This is a genomic window from Hydrogenophaga sp. PAMC20947 (genome assembly GCF_004795855.1).
GTDB lineage: Bacteria > Pseudomonadota > Gammaproteobacteria > Burkholderiales > Burkholderiaceae_C > Hydrogenophaga.
This window is the reverse complement of record NZ_CP039252.1, coordinates 3,269,048-3,294,554: the sequence shown is the minus strand read 5'-3', so window position 1 is coordinate 3,294,554 and position 25,507 is coordinate 3,269,048. Positions and strand designations below refer to the sequence as shown.

The 25,507-nt window shown below is 63.8% G+C and carries 19 protein-coding genes; 4 read left to right on the top strand and 15 right to left on the bottom strand.

Annotated features, from left to right (window positions below; translation table 11 throughout):
• Positions 1–256: 256 nt before the first annotated feature.
• The 5 genes from E5678_RS14980 to E5678_RS14960 form a co-directional block, all read right to left on the bottom strand.
• Entirely contained in the window at positions 257–670 is a 414-nt protein-coding gene (locus E5678_RS14980) for a hypothetical protein (RefSeq protein ID WP_136179270.1), read from the bottom strand.
• Positions 671–704: 34 nt separating this feature from the next.
• The gene (locus E5678_RS14975; RefSeq protein ID WP_136179269.1) at positions 705–1,433 is read right to left on the bottom strand and encodes an ABC transporter ATP-binding protein; all 729 of its coding nucleotides are present in this window, start codon (positions 1,431–1,433) and stop codon (positions 705–707) included.
• 5 nt (positions 1,434–1,438) lie between these two features.
• Complete coding sequence (locus E5678_RS14970; RefSeq protein ID WP_136179268.1) at positions 1,439–2,629, bottom strand: ABC transporter permease; 1,191 nt, start codon at positions 2,627–2,629, stop codon at positions 1,439–1,441.
• Positions 2,626–3,834: an efflux RND transporter periplasmic adaptor subunit gene (locus E5678_RS14965; protein ID WP_136179267.1), complete on the bottom strand. Its 1,209-nt coding sequence runs from the start codon at positions 3,832–3,834 to the stop codon at positions 2,626–2,628. The genes E5678_RS14970 and E5678_RS14965 overlap by 4 nt, the downstream gene beginning before the upstream one ends.
• 62 nt (positions 3,835–3,896) lie before the next feature.
• Complete coding sequence (locus tag E5678_RS14960; RefSeq protein ID WP_136179266.1) at positions 3,897–4,505, bottom strand: TetR/AcrR family transcriptional regulator; 609 nt, start codon at positions 4,503–4,505, stop codon at positions 3,897–3,899.
• Between the two features lie 399 nt (positions 4,506–4,904).
• On the opposite strand from E5678_RS14960, the gene E5678_RS14955 reads away from it, so the two are divergent.
• A complete protein-coding gene (locus E5678_RS14955) occupies positions 4,905–6,965 on the top strand; it encodes an ATP-binding protein (protein ID WP_168708574.1) in 2,061 nt (686 codons plus the stop codon).
• A gap of 385 nt (positions 6,966–7,350) precedes the next feature.
• On the opposite strand, the gene E5678_RS14950 is transcribed toward E5678_RS14955, so the two are convergent.
• The 3 genes from E5678_RS14950 to E5678_RS14940 all read right to left on the bottom strand — a co-directional run bounded on the left by E5678_RS14950 (position 7,351) and on the right by E5678_RS14940 (position 10,033).
• The gene (locus E5678_RS14950; protein ID WP_136179264.1) at positions 7,351–8,223 is read right to left on the bottom strand and encodes an alpha/beta fold hydrolase; all 873 of its coding nucleotides are present in this window, start codon (positions 8,221–8,223) and stop codon (positions 7,351–7,353) included.
• A 520-nt stretch (positions 8,224–8,743) separates the two neighbouring features.
• Positions 8,744–8,926, bottom strand: a complete 183-nt coding sequence (locus tag E5678_RS14945; protein WP_136179263.1) for a hypothetical protein — start codon at positions 8,924–8,926, stop codon at positions 8,744–8,746.
• 9 nt (positions 8,927–8,935) lie between these two features.
• A complete protein-coding gene (locus E5678_RS14940) occupies positions 8,936–10,033 on the bottom strand; it encodes a patatin-like phospholipase family protein (protein WP_136179262.1) in 1,098 nt (365 codons plus the stop codon).
• Between the two features lie 160 nt (positions 10,034–10,193).
• Here E5678_RS14940 and dinG point away from each other — a divergent pair, with 160 nt between their 5' ends.
• The 3 genes from dinG to E5678_RS14925 all read left to right on the top strand — a co-directional run bounded on the left by dinG (position 10,194) and on the right by E5678_RS14925 (position 14,373).
• Positions 10,194–12,548, top strand: a complete 2,355-nt coding sequence (gene dinG / locus E5678_RS14935) for an ATP-dependent DNA helicase DinG (RefSeq protein ID WP_136179261.1) — start codon at positions 10,194–10,196, stop codon at positions 12,546–12,548.
• A gap of 159 nt (positions 12,549–12,707) precedes the next feature.
• Positions 12,708–13,820, top strand: coding sequence for a phosphate ABC transporter substrate-binding protein PstS (gene pstS / locus E5678_RS14930; RefSeq protein ID WP_136179260.1), 1,113 nt, complete (start codon positions 12,708–12,710; stop codon positions 13,818–13,820).
• Positions 13,821–13,902: 82 nt separating this feature from the next.
• Positions 13,903–14,373, top strand: coding sequence for a CopD family protein (locus tag E5678_RS14925; RefSeq protein ID WP_136179259.1), 471 nt, complete (start codon positions 13,903–13,905; stop codon positions 14,371–14,373).
• A gap of 34 nt (positions 14,374–14,407) precedes the next feature.
• Here the strand turns inward: E5678_RS14925 and E5678_RS14920 are convergent, their stop codons facing one another.
• The 7 genes from E5678_RS14920 to E5678_RS14890 form a co-directional block, all read right to left on the bottom strand.
• Positions 14,408–14,668: a zf-HC2 domain-containing protein gene (locus tag E5678_RS14920; protein ID WP_136179258.1), complete on the bottom strand. Its 261-nt coding sequence runs from the start codon at positions 14,666–14,668 to the stop codon at positions 14,408–14,410.
• Positions 14,665–15,303: a sigma-70 family RNA polymerase sigma factor gene (locus E5678_RS14915; protein ID WP_136179257.1), complete on the bottom strand. Its 639-nt coding sequence runs from the start codon at positions 15,301–15,303 to the stop codon at positions 14,665–14,667. Before E5678_RS14915 ends, E5678_RS14920 begins: the two co-directional genes overlap by 4 nt.
• A 197-nt stretch (positions 15,304–15,500) precedes the next feature.
• Positions 15,501–15,827, bottom strand: coding sequence for a DUF4148 domain-containing protein (locus E5678_RS14910; protein WP_136179256.1), 327 nt, complete (start codon positions 15,825–15,827; stop codon positions 15,501–15,503).
• Positions 15,828–16,180: 353 nt separating this feature from the next.
• The gene (locus tag E5678_RS14905; protein WP_136179255.1) at positions 16,181–20,722 is read right to left on the bottom strand and encodes a CHASE domain-containing protein; all 4,542 of its coding nucleotides are present in this window, start codon (positions 20,720–20,722) and stop codon (positions 16,181–16,183) included.
• 305 nt (positions 20,723–21,027) lie between these two features.
• Entirely contained in the window at positions 21,028–22,047 is a 1,020-nt protein-coding gene (locus tag E5678_RS14900) for a metal-dependent hydrolase (RefSeq protein WP_136179254.1), read from the bottom strand.
• Positions 22,048–22,208: 161 nt separating this feature from the next.
• Positions 22,209–24,887, bottom strand: coding sequence for a bifunctional acetate--CoA ligase family protein/GNAT family N-acetyltransferase (locus E5678_RS14895; protein ID WP_136179253.1), 2,679 nt, complete (start codon positions 24,885–24,887; stop codon positions 22,209–22,211).
• Positions 24,884–25,483, bottom strand: a complete 600-nt coding sequence (locus tag E5678_RS14890; protein WP_136179252.1) for a DUF502 domain-containing protein — start codon at positions 25,481–25,483, stop codon at positions 24,884–24,886. Before E5678_RS14890 ends, E5678_RS14895 begins: the two co-directional genes overlap by 4 nt.
• Between the last annotated feature and the right edge of the window lie 24 nt (positions 25,484–25,507).

Here is a 25,507-nt window from a genome sequence, read left to right as displayed (position 1 = left end):
GAAACGGCGTGCTGGTGACCGGCTGGGCTCATTGCCGTGGCTGTCCTGGCTAGGCGCAACGGACCTGTGGCAGCCGCGTGACAACGTTCAGAGCGCAACTTCCCCCTCCGACGGGGAGCAGCGCGAAGCGGCCCTCGGGGGGTTAAGAACGCATGGCCCATTTGAAACAGCGCGATCCTTGTGCCCACATTCGTGCCGTCGATGCCGACCCGGTGTCCGCACCCGACAATGGCATGGGGAATCGGCAACCCGACGCTCAACCGCCTTCCGCGCTGGCCGCAAGCTGGGCGCCTCGCAGGGACCGGTGCGCCACCCACGCCACCACCACCCAGAAGCCCAGGCGCAGCATCAAGGCGCCCACGGTGCGCGCCTCAAAGGCGCCGCCGCCCACCGCATGCACCGCGAAGGCAGTGGCCACGGCGGCGGTGCTCAGGGCCAGGAGCGTGGACAGGTGGCGCGCCCAGGCTTGGCGGCGCAGCAGCCCCCAACCGGCGAGCATGTACAGGAAACCAGCGAGGAAGTTGAACCAGAGCACGAAGTCCACCGCGTTGCCCACGGCGGCGCGAGCCGCCGCACCACCAAACAGGGCCCGGCCACCGCTGAACACGGTGAGTGCGCCAAACAACAGGGCCACCACGGCCAGTGCGCGCAAACGTTGTGAGGTAGTCATGGGGTCTCCGATCGAGGTGGAATGGGTGCGTTCTTCAGCCTTCGAGCGCCCGACCTTCGCCCGCTTCTTCCACGGTCTGGCCGTCGCGAATGTGGTAAATCCGTTTGAAGGTGGGAATGATTTTTTCATCGTGTGTGACCACGATGATGGCCGTGTTGGCCCGGCGCGCCATCTGGTTGAGGATGCGCATCACGCCCAGCGCGCGCTCGCTGTCGAGTGGCGCGGTGGGTTCGTCGGCCAGGATCACTGGCGGGTGGTTGGCCAGCGCCCGCGCGATGGATACGCGCTGCTGCTCGCCGCCCGACAGTTGAGAGGGCTCGGCCCTGGCGCGGTGTTGTACATCCAGTGCGGTGAGCAGCTCCAATGCGCGTTCTCGGGCCTTGGCGTTGGGCATGCCCGCGAGCATGGGCAGCAGGGCCACGTTGTCGGTCACGTCGAGAAAGGGAATCAGGTAGGGGGCCTGGAACACGAAGCCGATGCGGTCGCGCCGCAGCTCGCGCAGGTCTTTCACCTTCCAGCCGTTGTCGTAGATCACATCTTGCCCCAGCGTCATGCGGCCACTGGTGGGTTCGATGATGGCGCCCAGGCATTTGAGCAAAGTGCTCTTGCCTGAACCCGAGGGGCCAACCAGGCCCACCACTTCGCCGGGGCTGACCCGCATGTTCACGTGTTTCAGCGCTTCGACTGCCGTATCACCGCTGCCGTAAACTTTGCGCAGCCCTTCGATCAGGATGCCGCCTTGAGGGGTTGTTGTTGTGTTCATGGCGTTCATCCAATGGCCTCGCCGGGGTCGACCTTGAGGGCCACGCGAATCGCCAGCGTGCTGGCCAATGCGCAAATCACCATGGTGACGGCAAAGCCTGTGACCGCATCGCCTGGCATCAGCAACACGTATTTGGGAAACGCCGGGCCCCAGGCCGTGGCGGCGATCTTGCCCACGGCAAAACCAATCAGCCCCAGGCCCAGTGCCTGCTGCAGGATCATGCCGGCGATGGTGCGGTCGCGCGTGCCGATGAGCTTGAGTACGGCGATCTCGCGCAGCTTGCCCATGGTCATGGTGTAAATGATGAAGGCCACGATGGCCGCGCTCACGATGGCCAGGATGACGAGAAACATGCCGATCTGTTTCGCTGAATTGGCGATCAGCTTGACCACAAGAATGTCTTCCATGCCCGCCTTCGTGTACACGCTCACGTGTTTCCAGCGCCGTATCGGCTCGGCCACCGCTTCCGGGTCAGCGCCCGGCGCGATCTGCACCAGCACCGCGTTGACATTGCGGCTGCTCGTTTGCAAATTTTGCACCGCTTCCAGCAAGCCGGGCACGCCAGGCCTGTTGAAGACCGGGTTGGCAGCGGTGCGGGCGCGGTCGTTGACGATGGCGTCGTTGTCCTTCAAAAACTGGGCTTCCTGCGCGTCTTTGATGGAGACAAAGATCATCGGATCGCCACCGGAAGACACGGCGCGCCGTGTCAGGCCCACCACTGTGTAGCTGTGGCGCCGAATGCCAATTTCATCGCCCAGAGCAAAGCCGGTTTTTTCATCGGCCACCGCTTCGTAATGGCTGCGTGTGGGCTGACGCCCGGCCACCAGATAGCCGGGTGCGCCGGGTTGTCCCGGGGCCATGCCCACCAACATCGCGCGCACATCTTTTTCGCCGTGGCTGACCTGCAAAGTGAAGTAGGCCACGTTTGCCGCCGCGGCCACGCCCGGCATACCGCGCACGCTTTTCACCACATCGTCCTTGATGCTCGACGACTCGGCGTAAGGCCCTTGCGTGTCTTTCTGCACCACCCAAAGATCCGCCCCGCTGTTGCCCAGCAAGGCGTGCGCGTCGTCGACCATGCCGCGGTACACGCCCGCCATGGTCAGCGTCACGCCAATCAGCAGCCCCAGGCCGAGCCCGGTCAGCACGTATTTGCTCCACCCATGCAGGATGTCGCGTCCGGCCAGGCTGATCACTTGGCTGCTCCTGCGGGGGTCAATTCATCCACCACTGAAATGCGCGTATCTGCAGAAAGCGCCTTCTGGCTGTAGACCACCACCGCGTCGCCTTCCTGCAATGCGTTGGTGTCCAGCGGCGTGACCTGCACCATACCGTCCAAGCTGCTGGCGCCTGTGCGCAGGGCCACAAAGCTCAGCCCGCCGTCTTTGAGCAACCACACGCCTCGGCTGCCTGCCTGGGTTTGCAGTGCCGCGTTGGGCATCAGTAGGCCGCTCTCGCTGGTCGGCAGTTGCAAGGTCACCTCGGCCATTTCTCCCACGGAAATGCCAGCCGGAACCGCGTCAAACGCCACCTGCGCCAGCCGCTCTTCGGTGACCGCATCGGCCATCGGGTCCACCCGGGCCACCTTGCCCGCGAAGGTTTCCCCCGGCCGCGAGCGCAGCGCCACGCGGGCCAACAAACCCGGCGCCAATCCGCCCGAACGCCCTTGGTCTACCCGCAGCGTCACCCAAAGGCTGGTCGGATCGATCAGCTTCACGACCGCTTGGCCCGCTACCACCGTGCTGCCCGCTTCCGCGTCGCGGCTCGATACGATCGCCGTCGCCGGCGCCACCAGTTTCAGGCTGTTGCGTTGCTGCGCCAGCGCCGCCCGCTCGGCGCGCAGGCGGTTCAGGTCTTGCGCGGTGGCGTCGAGGTTGGCTTGCGCGCCTTGCAGGCCTGCGCTGGCCGAAGCCGTCTCTTGCGTGCGCGCTTCCAGAGCGCCCGCGCTGATGAAGTTTTGCCTTGCGAGGTCTTGATTGCGTTTCAGGTTGGCCTCGGCCAGCGCGCGCTTGGCCAGTGCGTCGGCCAGCTGGGCTTGCGCCGCAGCGCGGCTGCTTTGCCCGCGCGCCAGCGAAGCGTCGAGTGCGCCAAGGCGCTGGTCCATATCCACTGCGTCCATCTCGGCCAATGCCTGCCCGGGCTCCACCCGGTCGCCCACATCCACCTTCACCGCCAACACGCGCCCTGGCGTGGTCGGGCCCACCATCCAGCTGCGCCGCGCCTCGATCTGGCCAATGCCAAACAGCTCGGGCGACACCGTGCCGTGGGTGACCTTCACGGTCTGCACCTGCACTGGGGCCAGCGGACCGGTGCGCAGCGCCACCCAGGCCAGCGCGGCGATCAGGGCGAGCGCCAAGGCACCTAGAAAAATGCGGCGGGTGGTGTCGGGTGTGAGTTTCATGGTGGGAAATTCTGGTGAATAGGGGAAGGCAAGGGGGCAGGAGGCCGGTATGCAGGTCTCGTTCAGGCGCTCAGCCCGGCGCGCAAGAGGCGAAACACGCTGGGTGCCTGCGTCCGCATCGAGGCGACATCGCCACTCACCAGCGCCTGCATCACCAGACCCTGGATGGAGCCCATGAAAAACACAGCCGCCGCTGGCAAATCGGTGCCCGCCGCGAGCTGTCCCTGGTCTTGGGCGCGCTGGAGCTGCTCCAACAGCAGCACCCGGTAAGCCTGCAGCAGGCAGCGCACCCGCATCTTGAGTGGAGTGTCCTGCGGTTGCTGCAACTCTTGAAATACCAGGCGTGGCATGCCGGGGTGTTCGATCACAAACGCCACGTGTGCGGTAAACACGGCCTCGAGGGCTCTCAGGCCGTCGTCGGTGTGGGGCGTGACCGCTGCGGACAGGTGCGCCAAGAGGCGCTCGCTGGTGTCCTCCACCACAGCCAGCCAGATCGCCTCCTTGCTCTCAAAGTGGCGAAATACCGCACCCTGCGTGACGCCGATGGCATGCGCCAACTGAGCCGTCGTCACGTCTGCCGGGCTGCGCTCGCCTGCGAGCGCCAATGCAGCCTTGATGAGGCTGGTCTGCCGCACTTCGGTGGGTTGCTTGAAAGTTGTTGCACTGGGCATATGGGTAATGTAATTCAGTAATTACTTATATACAAGTCCCGTGCTGAACCGTGGCTTTGAGCTTCATGGCCTACGCTTTTGTCATGCTCGAATTTGCACCTGACTCCGGGTTTTGTCGCGAGATTTGGGGGCTGGGCGTCATCGCGGGCCAGCATGGCATGGGTGGTCTGTTCACCCCCCAGATCGCGAAGAGGGTCGTGGCGGCTGCGCAGGGATGCGCACGGTGCCGCCCGCAGCGTGGATGAGCGGCTGTTTCTCTCTGGCTCCGGTATGTGCGTGGTTCGTGAATTACGAGGGGATGGCATGGGGAATTCAGTGCTTGCCCTGCCCGGTTTGCTGTACAAAGAAGCACTGCCGCAATCACTGCGGTGGGTATTCGCCTGTACAGGAGTCGGTTTTGTGAAATTGAATGGGCGATCGGTCTTGTTGTGGGTTCTGCTGTTCACCGCGGTGGCCGTGGCCATGCTGTGGGGTTTGAACCAGCGCTCGCAAAATGAATGGCGCGCTGAGGTGTTCGAGCGGGCGGGGTTGCGTAGCATGCAGCTGGCGGATGCCATGGCGGGTCAGGTCGGGGCCGAGTTGGCGCTGATGGACCACACCCTGCTGGATGTCAGGGAAACGTGGCTAAGGGAACCTGAGGCCGGTCAGGCTCTGGCGGCGCAGAAGCTGAATTTCTTGCCGGACGGTCTGGTTTCCCATCTGAGCGTGGTCAACGCAGAGGGCCAGGTGGTCTACAGCAGCCGGAATATAGATGTTGGCCTGGATATCAAGGATAGGCCACACTTCGCCGCCGTGCATTCAGGATCTGATCACATGGTGGTGGGCAATCCGCTGCAATCGAGCGCCAATGGGGCATGGTTGATTCCGGTGGGGCGGCCGCTGTACCGGGACGGCCAGTTTGCCGGGGCCATCTACCTGTTGATCTCTGCAGAACGCATGGGACAAAGACTGGGGCGGCTGGCTTTGGACAAAAAAGACATCGTGGTCTTGCTCAACTTCGATGGGCCTGTCTTGGCACGCAGTGTGGACAACGCTGCGGCCATGGGGCAAGTGGCGCCGAAAGACCGGCCCTTTCTTCAAGAAGGGGCTGCAGTTTCGGGGACGTACCGGCAAAACAGCCTGGTGGACACGGTACCCCGCGTGTTCGGTTGGCATCGCTTGGCTGGCAACGGCATCTTGATCGTCGTGGGCTTGGCCGAATCGTCGGTTTTGGCGCCCGTGGTCTCGTCCCTCAACCGCAGTTTCTGGCTGACGGGCCTTCTGTCGGGCGTGCTGCTGGCGGGTGGTCTGGCCGTGGCCTGGTTGCTCAGGCGGGAAGAGCGCACCGGCCAGGCCCTGCGCGAAAGCGCGCGTCAGCTGGAGGATGCCCAGCGCATGGCCAAGTTGGGGCACTGGAGCCTGGACCTGCGCACGCGTGATTTCATCTGGTCTGACGAGGTCTACCGCATCATGGGCATGCAACAGGGCTCAGACAGCTCGGCCTATAAAGACATATTGAAACGGGTACACCCAGAAGACCGCGCGGGCTTTGAGGAAAAGTTCGAACAGGCGATCAAGTCTGGCGTCAAAATGGACGTTGCCCACCGCGTCCTGTTACCCGATGGCGGCGTGAAACACGTACACGCGCTGGGCATCTTCGAGCTTGAGAACGGGGAGCCGGTGCGTTGCCAGGGCACGGTGCAAGACATCACGGAAGTCCGGTCTGCGCAGCTGGCGTTGGAGGCCATGAACGAAGAGCTGGAGGCGCGCGTGGCTGCCCGCACCAGCGAACTGGGCGCGCTCAACAACGAGCTGGAGGCTTTTGCTTACAGTGTTTCCCACGACTTGCGCACGCCGCTGCGCAGCATCCACGGATTCGCAACCCTGTTGGAGGAAGAGGCCGAAACCTTGTCTTCCGAGGGGCGGGCCCATTTGCGCCGCATCCAGGATGGCGCGCGCCGCATGGGTTTGCTGATCACCGACTTGCTGACCATGGCCCACCAAAGCCGGGCAGTTGTGCATTTGCAGCAGGTGAACCTGAGTGAACTGGCGCAGGCGGTGGTGGTCGATATCGCGCGTGAAGATCCGCAGCGTGCGGTGGTCTGGACGATTGCGCCCGGGATGAGCGCCATGGCCGACCCGGTGCTCATGCGCGTGGTGTTGCAAAACCTGCTGGGCAATGCCTGGAAGTACACCAGCCAGACGCCGCAGCCGAAGATCGTATTTGAGCGGGTGGGCCATACCGGTGGCATGGTGGAGTTTTGCGTGTGCGACAACGGGGCGGGTTTTGACATGGCGTACGTCGACCAGTTGTTCAAACCATTCAAACGGCTGCATGCGCACCACGAATTTGAAGGCTCGGGCATCGGGCTGGCCAGCGTGCAGCGTCTGATTCAACGCCATGGTGGAACCGTGCGGGCTGAAGGTGCGGTTGGGCAGGGCGCGGCGTTTTACTTCACCGTGCCGCTCACCAGCCCCTGAACCCGCACCCACGAACAACACTTCGGCGCCTGGCGCGAGTTGGCCCGCGGCATGCACGCGTTCCAGAAAATGCTGCAACAAATGCCGGAAACGGCCATCACCCGGCTTGCGCCTGTCTAGAGCGCCGTCTCATGAGCGTGTTGAGGCACTTGAAACATCAGCCGCGGCATGCCGGGTGCGCAATCACCAAGGCCACAGGCAACCCCAATACCGCCTGCAAAGCGCTCAGTGCATCGCTGTGAGCCGTGGCCGTCTCGTCCCGCCGATGCGCAGCCGGGTATATTGACTCAGGCTTGGGAGGGCCCGGTCAAGATCTGATACCTCTGCACTTTCAGCGGGGAGAAGGGCTTTGAGCCCGGGCGGCGGCCGTAAAACCGGCAGCGCCTCAGACATTGAGACCCAGGAACTCGATCACCGCTTGCGCAGCCTGCGCCGGGTCGTCGAAGCCTTCGTGGGTGCCGGCGAGTTCGAGCAGGGTCGTTCGGGTGCAGCCTTTGTTTTGCATCAGGGTGTGCGCGTCGGCCACGGGCACGGTGCTGTCTTGTTGCCCATGCAAAAGCAGCACCGGACAACGCGCCAGCGGCAATGTGCTCACCGGAGCAATATCCCGGAAACGATGACCGATCACTGCCTCCACATACCGGTTGATCCCCCAACCCAGCGGCCAGTAGGGCACGTGGACTGCGGCCAGCCAGCGGCGCATCACCTGCTCCGGGTGGGCGAAGGCCGAAACGCTGACGGCGGCAGCCAAGCCGGGCCGGCGCGAGGCCACGAGCAACACCGCCGCCGCGCCCACCGAGTGGCCCAAAGCGGCTAGGCGCTGTGCATTCACGCCAGGCTGCCGGCCCAGCCAGTTCAGCGCGGCGTCGAGGTCGTCGGCAAACGCCGGCAAGGAGCTGTGACCACCACGGTCGCTGCGGCCGTGGTTGCGGGATTCGGGCAGCAGTACGGCGTAGCCCGCGCTGTGCAGGGCCTGAGCGGCGGGCAGCAGCGTGCTGGCGTTACCACCCCAGCCGTGCAGCAGAACCACGGCGGGCGAGGGATGCGTGGCCGATGTTGGTGCGGGCAGATACCAGGCAAACAGGCCCTGGCCCTTCGCCACAGGGATGCGCACATCGCGGGCACACAGACCGAGCTCGAGCGGTGTGTCGCCTATGGTGCTCGCATGTGGCGCCAGACCTCGGTGCAAAGCGTGACGGGCGCCCATCAGCGCGGCACCGAAGCCCAGAGTGGTCAGCAAGATGGCAGTGGGGCTCATGGGAGTGGGAGTATGGCCCGATAGGCCGACGACTGGGTTTGTCGGATATCAATAGGCAGACAGGTCGGGGTTTATTTGTCGGGGCCAAAAAGCCATGAAGTCCCCTGCAAAGAAGACGACGACGACGGCCGCCGGCCGGTCCGTCATGCCTTTCTGGAGCCCGCTGCCGGCTGGCAGCATGCGCGGCCTTGTTTTGCTGCTGACCTTCGCCAGGACCAGTCACGCGCTGGGTGCCACCTTTGCCGAACGGTGCGGCAACTGCTCAGCTTGCGCAGCCGAAGCCGGGCACGTGCATGGCCGGGGCGGCGCAGTGCCAACGGGGAACAAGGGCCCGCCCTGTGTCGCAGGGAGGTTTCGTTCGGAGTCCGTCAGGCAAGGCCCGAGGAGGGCGTGCTCACTCCCAGAGGTTTTGGCCGCACAGGAGTTCAGCTGCCCGGAGACGATGTCCAGCACCTGCTTATAGGGCAGGGCGCCGGGCAGGCCCCACAACAGCAAGCTGGTCTGCAAAGGTGCTGGCGCTTTACAACACCCGGTAGTGGGCCCGTTGCGCCAGATCGCGGGCAACGATGCGCTGATTGGCCCACAAGACCAAACCCAGCAACAGCAGCGTGGCGATGGCGGGCAGCAGCGGCAGCAGTCGCAGGGAACGGGGTGTCAGCAACCGCATGTGGGCTCTGCCTGTTGCCGGCGTTTTGGTTTTCATGCCCAAGCCTCAGTTTGGCTGGAATTGAGGCAGCTCGAACGTTGATCGTTTGCCCAGGTGTTGGCGGTGTACCTTTAGCCAGGCATCCGCCGCATGGCGGCCCATGTCGTGCAGCTGAGACAGGAAGTCCCAGCCTGTGCGGCTCTTGCTGGCGGCGCCGAATTTGGAGAGCTGCGCGTCGGCTTCCAGCCGGTGCAGCCGCAGGTCGTCAACGCGGCGAAACAGGGGGCGGTCGTAGGTGCAGTCGGGCCGGCCAGCAGCCTCTATCACTTCCTTGATCAGGCCGATGGTGCGCAGCTCTTTGAGCAGGCTGGCATTGAAGGTGACTTCGTTGGCGCGGTCCAGGATGTCGTTGGCGCTGGTGGGCAAATCATCGCGCCGCGTGGGGTTGATCTGGACCAGCAGCAGGTCGTCCGCAGGGGTTTCGCTGATCAGGGGCAGCAAGCTCGGGTTGCCGGCATAACCCCCGTCCCAATAGGCCTCGCCTTCGATTTCGACCGCCTGGAACAGCAGGGGCAGGCACGCAGAGGCCAGCACCATGTCGGCGGTGAGCTCGTTTTGCCGAAAGATGCGCAGCTCACCGGTGCTGACCTGGGTGGCGGCGATGAACAGATGGGTGCGGTCGCAATGGCGCACGCGCTCGAAATCCACGGTGTCTTCCAGGATGGCGCGCAGGGGGTTGAGGTTGAGCGGGTTGAGCTGGTACGGGGAGAGCTGGCTGCCCATGATCTGGCCGAGCTGCTGCAATGGCGCGGTCCAGGCTTGCAGCCAGGGGTTGTCGGGGCCCAGCAGGTTGCCCCAGGGTCCAGCGGTGAGCTGGTGAAAGGGCGAGCTTTCGGCCACACGTTGCCAGAATCGGCGCAGGGTCGCCCGGGCGCCTTCGCGGCCGCCCTCCATCAGGCCAGCGGCCATGGCCACGGCGTTCATGGCGCCCGCGCTGGTGCCGCTGACGCCGGCGATCTCCAGCATCTCGTCTTCCAGCAAGCGGTCGAGCACGCCCCAGGTGAAGGCGCCGTGCGATCCGCCACCTTGCAGGGCGAGATCGAGCTGCTGCTTGTGTGTGGCGGGCGAAGGGGTGGTGGTGCGGGGGGCTGGGGTACGGGGCATGGAGCGGCAATCGAAGAAGGCGTGTGTCGAGGTCACAAGGGGAGGGCGACCACGGCCATTGTGCCGGTCTATGGTGTCGAGCGCGGGCTGTGGGCGCGCGTCGGGTCACAATCAGGGTTTGGCCCCAGGCACCCTGGGGGCTTGACCGGTTCATTTCTGCATGTCGTCTTTGCCCACCTCCTCTTCGCCCGACCCCACGCTGGTGTCGCCGCCCGCTCCCCCCAGTGGCCCGCTGGCGCGCGAAGCCTTGGCGCTGGGCGCTTTCGACCATCTGGTGGCCCACGCCTCGGGCTTTCGCTCGCGGCCGGGCCAGCGGGAAATGGCCGCGCACATTGCCGAGACCTTGAGTCTGGTCAGCTGGCCCAGCGCCGACGCAGATGCTTCGGCGCCGCCGCCCGAAGAACGTGCCATTGCGGTGGTGCAGGCGGGCACCGGTGTGGGCAAGTCGGCTGCGTATGCCTCAACCGTGATCCCGCTGGCGCTCGCGCAGCAAAAGCGCGTGATCATTTCCACGGCGACTGTTGCACTGCAAGAGCAACTCATGGCCAAAGACCTGCCGGCCTTGTCGGCAGCCTTGCCGCAACCGTTTACTTACGCCCTGGCCAAAGGGCGAGGGCGTTATGTGTGCCGCCTCAAGCTGGATCAACTGAGCGGTGGCGACGCGGCCAGCGCCGATCTCTTTGAAAGCGACGACGCCAGCGACAGCCTCAGCCAGGCGCCCGATGCCCTGGCCGCCCACACCGTCGCCAGCGCGGCGGCGAGCGCGAAAGCCGCTGAGCGCTGGACCGAGCGCGCCCAGCAATACACGCAGTGGACGGCTCAGCTCGACAGTGGCGCCTGGGATGGCGATCGCGACCGGCTTGACGACCCGCCCGACGGTGAACTCTGGAGCCCCGTGGCCGCCGAGCGCCACACCTGCACCGCGCGCCACTGCCCGAGCTACAACAGCTGCAGCTACTACCAGGCGCGCGCGCGCCTGGCGCAATCGCAGGTGATTGTGGTGAACCACGACCTGTTCCTGTCCACGCTGGGCCTGCATGCCTTGCCCGCGCCGCAAGACTGTTATGTGGTGTTCGACGAAGCCCACCACCTCGGTGCAGTGGCCCAGGGACAGTTCACCGAAAGCATGGATCTCATGCGCAGCCAGTGGCTGGACCGCTTGCCGCGTGCGGTGGAAGAGGTGGCTGGCGCGCTGCAGGCAACGCCGGGTGTAGACGTGGCTGTGTTTGCGCAAGAGCTCAAGCGTGCTCAAAGCGAGCTGGCACGGCTGGCGATGGCGCGCGTGGGCGCGTTGCCGGCCTGGGATCAGCTCACGGGGCGCGCGGCCCGTGCGCCCGTGGCCCGGGGCGGCTTTGACCGCGCAGGCGCGCCAGTGGTCGAACGCTTCGAAGGCGGGGCCTTGCCGGCCGAGTGGATGGAGACGGTGGCCCAGTTGCATACCCGATCCAGTGCGCTGCTGAAAGTCATGGAAGCGCTGGCCACGCAGCTCAAAGCGAATGCCCGCGAAAACCCGGGCGATGCCGCTCGCTGCGCGAAACTCTACAGCCGCCTGGGCGTGTTGGCGCCGCGCTTGCAACACCTGCAGGCCACGGCCGAGCTGTGGCTGCAAGAGCCCGCCAGCGGACAACCGCCGTTGGCGAAATGGCTCGAAGCGGGCATACAGGGCGGGCTGGTCACCCTCACCGCACATGCCTGCCCCTTGCAGCCCGGCAGCCTGTTGCGCACCCACCTGTGGCGCAACGTGCGCGCAGCGGTGGCCACTTCGGCCTCGTTGACCACCTGCGGCAGCTTCGACCATTTTCTGCACGAGTCGGGCCTGGCGTTTGACGATGACGTGCAGGCCCGCGAGGTGCAAAGTCCGTTCGACCATGCGACCCAAGGCCGCCTGGTGGTGGTGCAGACGCGGGCCGATCCCAAAGACGTAGAGGGCTATACGCGAGAAATGCTCGATGCCTTGATGGACGACCTGACCCAGGTTCTGCGGGGTGCGCTGGTGTTGTTCACCAGCAAGGCCCAGATGAAGCGCGCACAAGAGCTGCTCGAGCGCGGTATGCACAGCGCGCTGCGCGACAAGGTGCTGGTCCAGGGCGATGCGTCCCGCATGCAATTGCTCAAGCGCCATGCCGAGCGCGTGGCCGATGGCCAGGCGTCGATTCTGTTTGGCTTGCAGTCGTTTGGCGAAGGGCTGGATCTGCCGGGCGAACTGTGCGAGTGGGTGTTCATCACCAAGCTGCCATTTGCCTCGCCCAGCGACCCGGTGGGCCAGGCCCGCGCGGACTGGCTCAAGTCTCAAGGGCGCGACCCGTTCAGCGAGCTCGTGGTGCCCGCCACGGGCGCACGCCTGTTGCAGTGGACCGGGCGGGCCTTGCGCACGGAAACCGACGAGGCGGTGGTGGTTTGTTACGACGACCGCCTGTTGCGTCAGTCGTATGGCAAGCGCATGTTGCGGGGTTTGCCGCCCTACCGGCTGCAGCGGCGCATGGATGGCGTACTGCAGGACTTGCCCCCGGCGTGAGCGGGCCTGCGTCGGCCCGTTTAAGCCCGGTAGAACTGTCACAAACTTCAACGAAAATCGTCCGCTCCCTTGAGGCTGCGCGGGTGCCGATGCCGTGATCACAGCCTTACCGGTGGTGGTGATGCGTGTGAAAAGGCAAAGGCAAAGGCAAAGGCAAAAATGAAAATGGACCAAGGGCGCCGTTGGGCGCGGGCGGGGTTGTGGTGTCTTTTGGGCGGTGCGTTGTGGCTCAGTGGGGCTCATGCCGCAGCGGTGGTGGGTGCACCGCCAGCACCAGCGGGCCAGCCGAAGGTGGTCATTGACGCCGCTGGCGCAACATTTCCCGCGCTCGTCTACCAGCGGTGGGCTCAGCGGTATGAGGCCGAGCGCCAGGTGGAGTTTCGCTACCAGCCCACCGGGTCCGGTGATGGCATCCGGAAAATCAGCGCAGGCCAGGTGCAGATCGGCGGCACCGACTCCCCGCTCAGCGCAGCCGTGCTGCAAGAACGCGGATTGCTGCAATTGCCGACCCTGGCTGGCGCGGTGGTGCCCGTTTTCAACCTGGGTGTGGGCGCGCCTCGGTCTTTGCGGCTGTCTGCGCAGCTGTTGGGCGACCTGTTTGCCGGGCACACGCAGCACTGGGATGACCCCCGCATCGCCGCGCTCAATCCGGGTGTCAGGCTGGGCCATTGGCCAGTGCAGCGGGTGGTGCGCGCCGATCAGTCGGGGACCACCGAAGCTTTCACGGGGTACCTGTCCATGGTGAATCCTGTTTTTGCTGCTGAGGTGGGTACCCACAAGCTGCCACTGTGGCCGGGCAAGACCTTGGCAGCAGAAGGCAATGGCGGCGTGGTCAAGTTGCTCCAGTCAACGCAGGGGGCGCTGGCTTACACCGGCTACGACAGGGCGCAGCAAGACGGGCTGTCGATGGTCGAGCTGCAGAACGCGTCGGGCTTGTGGGTCCGGGCCAGCGAGCTCAGTATTCTGCAAGCCCTGCAGGCCAGCGATGTGCACCGCAAAGGCCTTGATACCGCGTCAACGCTCAACCGGCCCGGGGGCGGCAGCTGGCCCATCACGGTGGTCACCTTTCTGCTGATCCATGCCCAGCCCGAAACCGATCAGAAAGAGGCCAGTCGCCAGGCCCTGCGGTTTCTTTACTGGGCTTTCCAGCGGGGCGATGCCTTGTTGCGTGGCACCGGTTTTGTGCCTTTGCCGACGGCTATGCAAGCAAGGCTGGCCAAGCGCTTGCTCTCAGTGACCGCTTCGGACGGCGGGTCACTGGTGTTCCAATAGACTTGCGGGCGCTGCTTCGCTTCTGGCGATCGGACTTCAGCGGGCACCCCGCCATTGATTTTTCCCAACTCATTAGGATTTCATGCTCTACGCTGCACTCAAACTGGCCCATTTGCTCGCCATCATTGTCTGGATCGGCGGCATGGTGTTCGCTCACTTCTTCTTGCGTCCGGCCACTTTGTCGCTGGAGCCCCCTCAGCGCATCCGGCTCATGCATGGCGCTTTGCAGCGATTTTTCAACGCCGTGCTGGTGGCGATTGCCGTGGTCTTGGTGAGTGGTCTTTGGTTGATTGGGCGCACCGCCAAGGAAATTGTGCAGGCGGGTCTGGATTTCGGCATGCCGCTGGACTGGACGATCATGGCCACGCTCGGCATCGTGATGATCGCGATCTTTGGTCACATCCGCTTCGCGCTGTTCAAGCGCTTGTCGGCTGCTGTGGCGGTCAGTGACTGGCCTGCGGGCGGTGCTGCGCTGGCTTCGATCCGCACATGGGTCAGCATCAACCTGGCTATCGGTGTGGTGATCATTGTGATCACCTTGTTGCTGACCTAGAGGCTGGTTTTTTTCCGCATTTTGGCGACCCGTCTCAGCGCTGCGGAGGCTGGCTGGGGACCGTGAAAACGGCATCCGCTTCGGCCCCGTCCATCTCGTCCAGGTCACCGCCCAGATCAGCGCCCAGCGTGTGCAGCGTTTCAACCTGGCTCTTCACTTCCTGGCAATTGCCACACATGCGCAGGTGCATGTCCATGCGCAAGCTGTCAAGCCAGCCGAGCGGTTCGTCCATGGATTGCGAAACGAGTTCGTCCACCCGACGGCACGAATGAAAAACGGTGTTGAGCAAATTCATGTGACGCTTCCAACGGAGTGGCCTTGGGAGGACATGCACTGGCGCAAGCCGGTGCGGGCCCGATGCAATATGGTACGCGTGTTGTCGGGGCTCAAACCCAGCCGTTCGCAGATTTCGGCAGACTCAAGTCCCAACCATTCACGCATCATGAAAACCTTGCTCGTTTGAGTGGGCAAGCGGCGCAAGCAGCTTTCCATCACCGTCATCATCTGGCGCTGGGCCTCGCGGTTTTCCGGTTGTTCCCACACAGGAACCGGTTCGATGCGTGTACCTTGGGTGTTGTAGAGCGCTTCGGACGGATCGTCTGACAGGTCGGCTTCTTCGTCTTTCACATGCACACGCCTTCGCTGGTGCGGTGAGCGGTACCAGTCGGCCACCTTGTTCTTCAGAATGGCGGTGGCCCAAGTGGTCAATGCGGCCTGGCCTTTGTGGGCTTGCGGGTTCTCGAAAATCGCCATCAATGTCTCCTGGACCAAATCCTCTGCCAGCGCTGCTTCGTGTACCACCATGCGTGCGTGCCGCAACAATCGCTGCCTCAGCGGGCCCCAAGGGTCTGGGTCGGACGCGGCATTGTGGGCAGGCGTGGCGTCAACAGGGGGATGGTCTGCGGCAGGTGGAGCGGCATCGAGCTTCATGGTCGGGTACTGGCGTTGGATTTCGAGGGTGGGAATGCCCCACAGGTGAAATATCAGTCAGCGCCAAAGGCTATTTCTTACAAAAATGGGTGTAAATGCCGACCCATTCGCTTGTTTTCAGGCCGGTCGCCGAGCCCTGGATCGGGCGGCGACTGGCGTGAAGGGCGGGGCAGCGGCGTTCAAGTACACGCATCTGCTCAGTTGCGGTAGATGCCGCCCTGGAAGTTGTTGTTCTGGAACAGCTCGCCTTCGGCAGCCAGCTCGGCCACTTCCATGCGAACCTCTGCGCGGGTCAGCTGGCTCGTAGAAGGTGTCAGGCGGGCGTTGTGGCGCTTGATGTCAGCGTCGCCATAACGGATGGTGCCGGCGGCCTGGGCTTCGCGCAGCTCGGCGACGACTTCAGCGCGGGTTTTGGAGGGGCCGACGGGGGCTTTGTCGAAACCGTAGATTTCGCCGTTGCCCGACATGGCGGAGGCAGCGAAAGCGGTGGAGGCGAGGAGGGTAGCAATGACAAGCGATTTCATGATGGTTCCTTAGGGGGTGGTGCAACGCTGCGATGTGCAGTGTTGTCCCTACCTTGGTCGCATCAACCCGCGAAATCGTGACAACTGTTTTTCACTCAGGTCGAAAGTGACGGGTTCGGTGCGTCTTTGGATCAGCGCCAGCCGCTTCCCCTGGGCGCTGACAACCCACCTTGCGCTTGCGGCACAAGGCCGCTGCATAGCCCATTCGGGGTGAGCGGGGCTTGGGTCCCGCTCACTGCGCGCTGGGCTTCCAGCGGCGAATGCTTTGAACCTCGCGGCCGCAGGCTCTGTTAGACGCGCAGCCGATCGCAGGGCTGATTTTGCCTTTGCCCTGAGCGGCCGGGCTGGGCACATCAAGGTGCAGTGGCTTCTTCCAGCAGCCGCAGGGCGTGTGTGAAGTCCAACGATTCCATGGCGTGCGACAAGGCCATCGTCTTCTCGGCCCCGACTTTGTTGGCCAAGGCTCCTTTCATATCGGTCAGCATGTCGAGTGCCTGCAGGTCGTGGGCGCGCAAGAGATCGGCCAGGGCCTTCAGGGTTTTCTGGCTGGCTGGCTGCGCTTGTGATGACGACACGTCAAGGGATTGGCTCTCTTGTTTGAGGCCCTCGTTGATCGCCGCCTGGCTGGCGGCAATGAGCTGGCGAAGCCCTTGGCTCAGCGCCAGAACCCGCTGCGCTTCGTCACCACGGCTGTGGGTCAGGGAATCCTCTGCGGCGGTTGCCAAGGCATGCAACTGGTTTGCGCCAAGGGTACCGGCGCTGCCCCGCAGTTTGTGTACCCGCCCGCGAAGGTCGTTGCGCGATCTGTCGCTATTCAGGTGACTGGTGATCTGTTCAAGCGAGATGATGGCCACAAGGTCTGTGAAGTCCGAGTTGATCCAGCCCAGCATTCTGAGAAAGAGCTTGAGATCGTGATCCAGCCGAACTTCAGCACTGTTGGCATCAATGCCTTCGATGATGGGCCAGTGGGTTGAGTTTTTGAACGGATCGAGCGCTCTCACCATGGGCAGCGGCGCGCCGCGCGCCTTTTCAACGTGTTTGCGCACGGTTCGTATCAGCGTTTCAGGCTCCAATGGCTTGGTCATGAAGTCGTTCATGCCCTTCTGGAGCGCGCGCTCGCGTTCTTGCACCAGCGCGCCGGCGGTCAGTGCAATCACAGGCAGTTGGTGTAGCCCCATGTCCTGGCGCAGTCGGCGGGTCGCCTCCAGCCCGTCCATTACCGGCATCTGGATGTCCATCAAGACGGCATCGATCTCACCCGGATGCTGGCGCAGCACCGCCAGTGCTTGCTCACCGTCGGTCGCTGTGAACACTTTGGCGCTGTACTTCTCCAGCAGGTGCTGGGCAATTTCAAGGTTGATCTCGCCATCGTCAACCAGCAGCACGGTGACGCCAGACAACCACTGTGCCTGCAGGTCCATGAGCTTGGTGTTTTGCAGCAGTTTGGTGGTGTTGCCTTCGCGTCGGCTCACACCTTCGCTGATCGCGTTGAAGAGGGCTGAGATCTCCAGCGGCTTGGTCAGAATTTTGTCGGTCACTTGCGTGTGTGTGAGATCGCTGATGCGCTCTCGGTCGTATACCGAGACCACCAGAGCCGCAGGCAGCTTGCCCGCGCCCACGCGTTGCGACAGCATATTCAAGGCCTCCAGACCGCTGAGGCCGGGCATATTCCAGTCAACCAGCAGTGCGTCTGGTGCCGGGCGGCCTGATTCGATGCGCTCGGCTACATGGCTGATCAGCTCTTCGCCTGAAGACAGCTCAATCGCCCGCCAGCCCAGCGAGCGCACCAATGAGACCATGGCGGCGCGTTCAGACTGGTTGTCGTCGACCACCACGATTTCCAGCGGCTCCTGTGCGCTCGAGGACCCGGCCAGCTCACCTTTGGAAGGCTGCATGAGTGGCAACTCTACCCAAAATTCGCTGCCTTCTCCCAGTACGCTGTTCAGGCCAGCGTGGCCGCCCATGGCTTCGCTCAGCTGTCTGATGATAGAAAGCCCCAGGCCCGTGCCACCGAACCGCCTGGTCGTGGTGTCGTCCGCCTGAACGAAGGGTTTGAACAGGTTGGCTTGCACCTCGCCGGGAATGCCGATGCCCGTGTCTTTGACGCTCAACCGAATCCTTTCAGAGTCACCCGCGTCGATTCGACGGGTGGCCAGCTCGATGCCGCCGGTCTCGGTGAACTTCAATGCGTTGCCGATCAGATTGGTCAGTATTTGACGCACCCGTTGGACATCGCCCAGCAGCCACTGCGGCAGGCCTTGCTCTTCATCCAGGTGGAAACCCACTCCCTTTTGTGTGGCTTGCGGCGCGTAAATGGCTTCGATTTCACGCAACAGATCAGGCAGGCAGTAGGGCTCCGCGGTGAGCAGCAGCTCGCCCGACTCGATCTTGGCGAGATCGAGTACATCGTTGACGATCCCCAGCAAAGAGCGGCCCGCGAGCTGGGCCTTGCTCAGCAACAGGCGCTGACTGGCGTCCAGCCGGGTATCGGACAGCAGATAAAAAACGCCCAGAACCGCGTTGAGCGGCGTGCGAATCTCGTGGCTCATGTTGGCCAGAAATGCGCTCTTGCTGCGGTTCGCCGCTTCGGCATCGCGTTGGGCTCGGATCAATGTTTCGGCGATTTCGTGTCGCTCGGTGAAGTCCATCAGAGCTCCGACCAGTGCCACCGGGCTCTTTGCGCCTGCCGATGGCCCGTACTCAGCCTCGCCCACCGAACGGACCCACCGATGCTCGCCACGGGCGGTGATGTAGGGAAGCTCCAGATCGAACGGCTCGCCCGTATCGATCGTATTTTGTATGGCGGCGGTCAGCCCAGGCTGGGCCTCAGGCGGATAAAAAGCGAGCGCAGTCTCGAATGCTGGTTCGTAGTTGTCATCGACTTCGGAGATGAGGCGGGTTTGAGAGGTCCAGGTGATTTTTTGGTCGACGAGACTCAGGCGCCAGCCGCCCACGCCGGCAGCCTTGCTGACACGTTCCAGAAACACCTCGCTGTTGCGAAGGCGCTCTTGTGCGCTCTTGCGCGCGGTGATGTCGAGGTGGGTTCCGTACATCCATTCGGGCTCACCATTCGCATCGCGGGTCTTGAGTTCGCCTCGAGACAGCACCCACACCCAATGGCCGTCGCGATGGCGCATGCGGGCTTCAAGTTCGAATTTTGGCAGTTCGCCATGGATGTGCCATAGAAGCAGCGCCTGCGCCTCGACCAGGTCGTCGGGGTGCATGTGCGCTTCCCAGGTGGCCGCGCTGACCGGCTCAAGTTCGGCCTTGGTGTACCCCAGGATATTCGCCCACTTTTCGTTGATGCGAAGTTCGCGGGTTTGGAAATTCGACTCCCAGGTGCCTGCACCCGTGCCCTCGATGATGCTTTGAAGGCGCAACCGCTCGTCGTGTTGCAGCCGAAGTGCCCTCTCCAGTTCGGCGCGATGGACGTTGAGTTCCTGCGTGCGCTCTTCGACCCGTTGCTCCAGTTGGGCATTGAGGTCCAGCAAGGCTTGTTCGTGGCGCTTGTGTTCGGACACGTCGCGCATCAGCAAGGCGACGCCGGTAATCTGGCCCATTTCGCCGTGAATGTTGCTCGCGGTCACGCTGACGTCTATGAGCCGGCCGTCCCGGTGCAGACGCGTGCTCTCGAATGGGGCAAGGGAGCGCTGCCGACTGGCCAGCAGTATCAGGTCCTGGTCTTCATGTTGCCGCTGGGCTGGCAGCAACAGGGTCGCGATAGGTTTGCCAAGGACGCTTTCCCGGGTATGCCCAAACATCGCTTCCGCGGCATTGTTCCAGGTCAGGATGCGCCCCTCTAGCGACTCACTCATGATGGCATCGCTCGCGTTCTCAACGATGGCAGCAAGCGAAGCGTTGGCTTCCCCGACCTCCCGCCGCCGCCGCATGATGATCATCCACATGCCTTGAAGGACGGCCAACAGGACGGTGATCAGCCCGCCGACCATGCCAACACTGAGGGGGCGCGTGAGATTGAGTCCGGTCACAAAGTCCGGGTAGGCATCGAAGTCGAGTTGCCACCTGCGCCCAAAGATATCGCGTTGAAAGGATGTGGCCAGCCCCGTTGTGAAGCGCGACTGTGCCTGCTGCTCCTGGTTGTAAAACACCTCGCCGATGGGGCTGTCGGTGACATCTTTCATCGAAAGGTGCAGCAGGTTTTCGTTCAGAGACAGGCTTTTGAGAACCTCGTCGGTGACCAGGGGGGTGTAAGCCCAGCCCACGCCAGCCGTTTCGCGCTGAGCCATGGTGTCGATAGGCAGGCCAGGGCGGTATACCGGCAGCAGCAAAAGGAACGAGCGCAGTGAAGCGCCGCTGGCCTGCACCAGGGTGATCGGCGCGGTGATGGTGGCCTTGTTGTTTCGCAAGGCAGCCCATGCCGCGTTGCGGCGGTTCGCTTCAGATCCGATGTCCAGCCCCAGCGACTTGCGGTTGTTTTGCAGCGGTTCGATGTAGCGGATGATGAACCGCTCTTCGTCATGTGGCGTGAGCTGCCTGATGGCGAAATCGGGTGCGCCGTCTGCCCGCGCGAGTGCCACATAGCTGTCGCTCTGGCGGGCCGGAACCCTCTCGATGTAGCCAAAGCCGCGCGACCCTTGAAACTCGCCCTCAACGTCGCGCGTGCGTGAGTACGCCAGGATTTTTGAGTGAGTCAAACCTGTGCCAAGGCTGGCAGCCACCATGCCCCGAAGACCACGGGCGCCGTATTGATAGAGCTGAAACCGGTTGGCGACCTCGTCGGTGATGCGTTCCGCAGACAGCTGCATTTGCTCATGCGCCGTGCGGGTGTTGCGCTGCTCCTGCTCATCGATCAGCAACACGGTGATCGCGGCGCCTGTCAACAGCGTGACCAGCGCCCATGGTGCGATAAAGCGCCAGAAAACGGGTTGGGTCATGGGATGGTCTCGCTGTGTCGTTTATGGCGCGGAGCGGCTCAGAGGCTCTGCTAAAAACCTTTTTCAAAACCGTGTTTATACACACCATCTGGCTTGCTAAAGCGATGAATAGCGCCCTTGCTGCGCACCAGCCATGCGTCATGGGGGCAGGTGGGCTCTCGCTGCGGAGCGCCGCTATTTGGGCCCAGCGCTCCGATTTGCACCCACGAAGGTGCCTGCCCTGGCATTCGACCGTGCCGCACCCATGCCGAAGGATGTGCAATGTCACACCGAGGTTTTTGCACCTTGCAAGGGCGCAGACACGTTCAACCGGGTTGTGTAGCTAGCGTGGCCTGTGTGCGCCCCAGCAAACGTTGCCACAACCAGGGCAGGGCTATGCCGATGTCGGCGCGCATGCTCAGCTGTTGAATTGGAGCGGCGCCCACTTCGCCCGGCTTGCCCAGGTCAAAGCGGAATGAGTAGGCCGGTTCCTGCCCCATGCGCAGGTCGGAGAGCAGCACCCGCCCCTGGTCCACCGTGGTCTGTAACTTGAAGAATCCCTGACTGAACGCTGCAATCTGCGCCACCGCGTCGACAGCCCCGTGGTGCTTGATCAGTTCCGCACCGCGTGGGTGGGCTGTCCAGCGCACCGTGGGTTCGGGGTCGAGTAGCGAGTAGTAGCCTTCGAAGTACTGGTCGGGCGTGGTGGCCACCAAGCGCCAGAGCACGGTGTTGAAAGGAGAAGGGGTGACCAGCAGTTGATGGCCCGGGATGCCGGGCGCTGGCATCGAGGCGCGGGCGATGGTGGTGACATGGTGCTGTGCCAGCATGCTCCAGCCCAGATAGCCCGTGCTGAGGGCCAGCGCCACCGCATTCCAGCGCAAACCGCGATCGTTTTTGAGCCGCAGCGCCGTGACCACGCCCACGATCAAGGGCAGGGTGTACGCCGGGTCGATGATGAACATGCTGCTCACAGCGAAGGGGTGGTCGGTGAATGGCATCAGCAACTGCGTGCCGTAGACCGTCATGTTGTCGAGCAGGGGGTGGGTGACCAGAACCAGCCAGATGGCCAGCCACCAGCGTCTGAACAAGGGCAGCTCATCGTGCACCCGGGCGGCCACCCAAGCCAGCAGTGGCGCAAACAGCGTGAGGTAGAACAGCGAATGGCTCTCCGCACGGTGGCGCACCATGTTGAGCACCGGGTTGCCGTGGTCGATCACCACATCGAGGTCGGGCAGCGTGCCGGCAACGGCGCCCCAGACCGCAGCCTTCCACACGGCAGTGCGTCGACCCATCACGGCCACGCTCACGGCTGCGCCGAGCGCCATTTGTGTCAGTGAATCCATGCGCGCACTTTAGTCAATCTGGCCATGCCGCGCCCGCGCAAGGTCATGCCGCGATGGCGGATCAGGCGAACACCGCGGTGAGGAAGCCGCCCAGCAACGGGCTGATGTCGCGGTGCGTGGCGGGCGCCATGGGGTGACCGTTGAGGCCCGTTGCGCGTTGCTTACGTGTCGGGCTGCAGATGGAGCGAGACGAAGCGGGTGCCATGGTCGCCCGGATCGCCGGGGTTGGCGCTCTCCTGGAACCCCAGACTTCGCGAGAGCTCCAGCATGCCCTTGTTCTCGCGCAACACGGTGCCCACCAGCCGGTGGGTGCCCCTCGCGCGCAGGTGCTCGATCATCTTGCTCATGAGCCGATGGCCCAGGCCGCTGCCCTTGAGGTCCGAGCGGACGATGACGCCGAACTCGGCCGTCTGGTTGTCTGGGTCGACCGAGGCCCGCACCGTGCCCAGCGTCTCTTCGCCGTCGTCGGTGGTGGGGCGCGTGGCTATGAAGGCCATTTCGCGGGCGTAGTCGATCTGCGTCAACCGAGCGAGTTCGCTGTGTTCGATGCTGCGGCGGCTGTAGAACACGCGCAAGCGAATGTCTTCGGGATCGAGCTGCTCCAGAAAACGGCGGTGTTGATCCTCATCTTCCGGGCGGATCGGGCGCAGCGTGATCGCCTCGCCCTGCCAGGCCCAGCTCTCGACCAGCTGTTGCGGGTAGGGCTGGATGGCGAAGTTGGCAGCACCTGCCGGCCGTTTGGCCGACACGCGCACGCGTGCGTCCAGGGCCACGACGCCTTCGTGGTTGACCAGCAGCGGGTTGATGTCGAGTTCCGCGATTTCGGGCACGTCGGCCAGCAGCTGCGAGACGCTTACCAGCACCTGGGCCACGCCGGCGATGTCGGCGGCGGGCTCGTCGCGGTAGCCATGCAGCAGCTTGGCGACCCGGGTGCGCTCGATCTGCGCCAGGGCCAGCGGGGTGTTGAGGGGCGGCAACGCGAGGGCGCGGTCGGCCAGCACCTCGACCGCTGTACCACCCTGACCGAACAGGATCACCGGGCCGAACACTGGGTCCACGCTGGCACCGATGATCAGCTCGTGGGCGTGTTTGAGCTTGACCATGCGTTGCACAGTGAAGCCCTGCACATCGGCATCGGGTCGCAGTTCATGCACCCGCGCCAGCATCGCCAGACAAGCCTCGCGCAGCTCGGGCTCCGTGCTGATGTTGAGCCGAACACCGCCCACATCGGACTTGTGGCTGATGGTGTGCGACAGGATCTTGAGGGCCACCGGGAAGCCCAGTTCTGCGGCGGCCTTCAGGGCCTCGTCAGCCTGGGTGCCGACCACCCGTGTGGCCACCACTGGCAGGCCCGCTGCGTCCAGCAGCGCCTTGGCCTCAGGCTCGGTGAGCAGCTCGCGTCCACTGGAGAGGACGTCATCGACGATGGTGCGGATGCGGGGCAAGTCGACGGGACGGGCCGCACTGCGCGCGGGGGGGGTCTGGAGCAGCTCGGCCTGATGCAGGCGGTAGGTCCGCAAAAATGAAAATGCGCGCACCGCTTCTTCGGGCGTGTCGAAATCGGGAATGCCTGCGCCACGGAACACCTGACGCGCCTCTGCAACAGCACCATCGCCGAGCCAGCAACCCAGCACGCGCCGGGGCGTCTGGATCGCGTGCGGCAACACCGCCTGCGCAATCTGCGTGCTCGGCACGATGGCGGTGGGGGCCTGTATGAAGAGCACGGCGTGATCGCTGTGCGGGTCGGCAGCGAGTGCCTTCAAGGCATCTACGTACCGCTGCGCTGGCGCATCACCGATGATGTCCACCGGGTTCGCGCGTGACCAGTTGGATGGCAGCACCGCGTTGAGGCGCGACAGCATATCGGCGCTCAAGTCGGGCAGCGGAACGCCGGCGCTGGCCGCTGCATCGGCTGCCATCACCCCGGCACCGCCGCCGTTCGTGAGCACGATCAACCCACCCGATGGCCCGTCGCGGAAACGGGCCAGGGTTTCGGCGGCCAGAAACAGGTCTTGCAACGAAGTCACCCGCAACATGCCTGACCGTGCAATGGCTGCATCAAACACCGCGTCAGAGCCCGCCAGCGCCCCCGTGTGGGATGCAGCGGCCGCCTGCCCCGCGGCAGAGCGGCCGGCCTTGACCACGATCACCGGTTTGTTGCGCGCTGCGGCTCTGGCAGCCGACATGAATTTGTGGCTCTCTTCCACGCTCTCGATGTAGAGCAGGATAGCGCGGGTCTTGGGATCGCTGCCGAGGAAATCGAGCATGTCGCCGAAGTCGATATCGGCGTGCTCCCCGAGCGAAACAAAGTGGGAAAAGCCGATGCCACGCGATCCGGCCCAGTCCAGCATGGCGGTGACCAAGGCGCCGGACTGCGAGACAAAAGCGAGGTCTCCCGGCTTGGCGCCGATGTGTGAGAAGCTGGCGTTCAGGCCCAGATGGGGCGCCAGCATGCCAATGCAGTTGGGCCCCAGGATGCGCAAGGTGTGCACCCGTGCGGCATCGAGCATGGCCTGTTTCTGGGCCTTGTCCAGCCCGGCGGTGACCACAATGGCGGCGCGTGTGCCGCGAGCGCCCAGATCGGCAATGATCGGAGCTATCGTTGCAGCAGGGGTGCAGATCACGGCCAGGTCGGGCGCCTCGGGCAGCGCCTTCACGTTGGCAAAAGCCCGTACGCCACCGAGCGCGCTGTATTTGGGGTTGACGGGGTAGAGGCGCCCGGTGAATTCGGTGCTGAGGTTGTGCCACACCGTGCCCCCCACGCTTGCTGGACGCTCTGAAGCGCCAAACACCGCGACCGAACGGGGTGCGAACAGGGCGTCTAGGTTGCGAATGCTCATGCTGACTTTTCTCCTTTGCTGGATGCCATGAAGGCAATGAGTGCCGAGCGCATGGCTTCTTCGACGGACATGTCAATGGGCGAGGTCCAGCTGCGTGGCACAAACACGGTGTAACCGCCAATCATGTACCCCATGGGCAAATACACCGCCACGCGGTTGTCAAGATCGCTCAGCCCCGGTGGCAGCCCCTTGAGCGATTGGCGGGTGACCAGACCCACGATGCCGAGTTCTTGCCCAGGCATCTGGAGCAACACCACCTGCTGTGCATCCTGGTCGTGCGGGGAGAAGTAGTCGGCGAAATTCTTCAGGGACGAGTAAATGCTTTTGACCACCGGCAGGTTGGTGAAAGGCAGTTCGACCCATGAAAACAGGCGCGAGGTGATGGGCAGAGATACCAGGAAGCCCAGCGCCAGAATCAGCGCTGCGCCCAGCGCAATGCCCAGCCCAGGCAGGTAAAAGTCGCCAATCAGGGGGCGAACCATGGCCATGGCGGTGTTTTCGGTCCAGCGCACAAAGAGGAACAGGACGTACACCGTGAGCGCCAAGGGCAGGAAAGTGATGAGGCCGCGGAAAAAGTACTGGTAGATGCGATTCATGGTGGGCATTGCAGAGGCCGTATT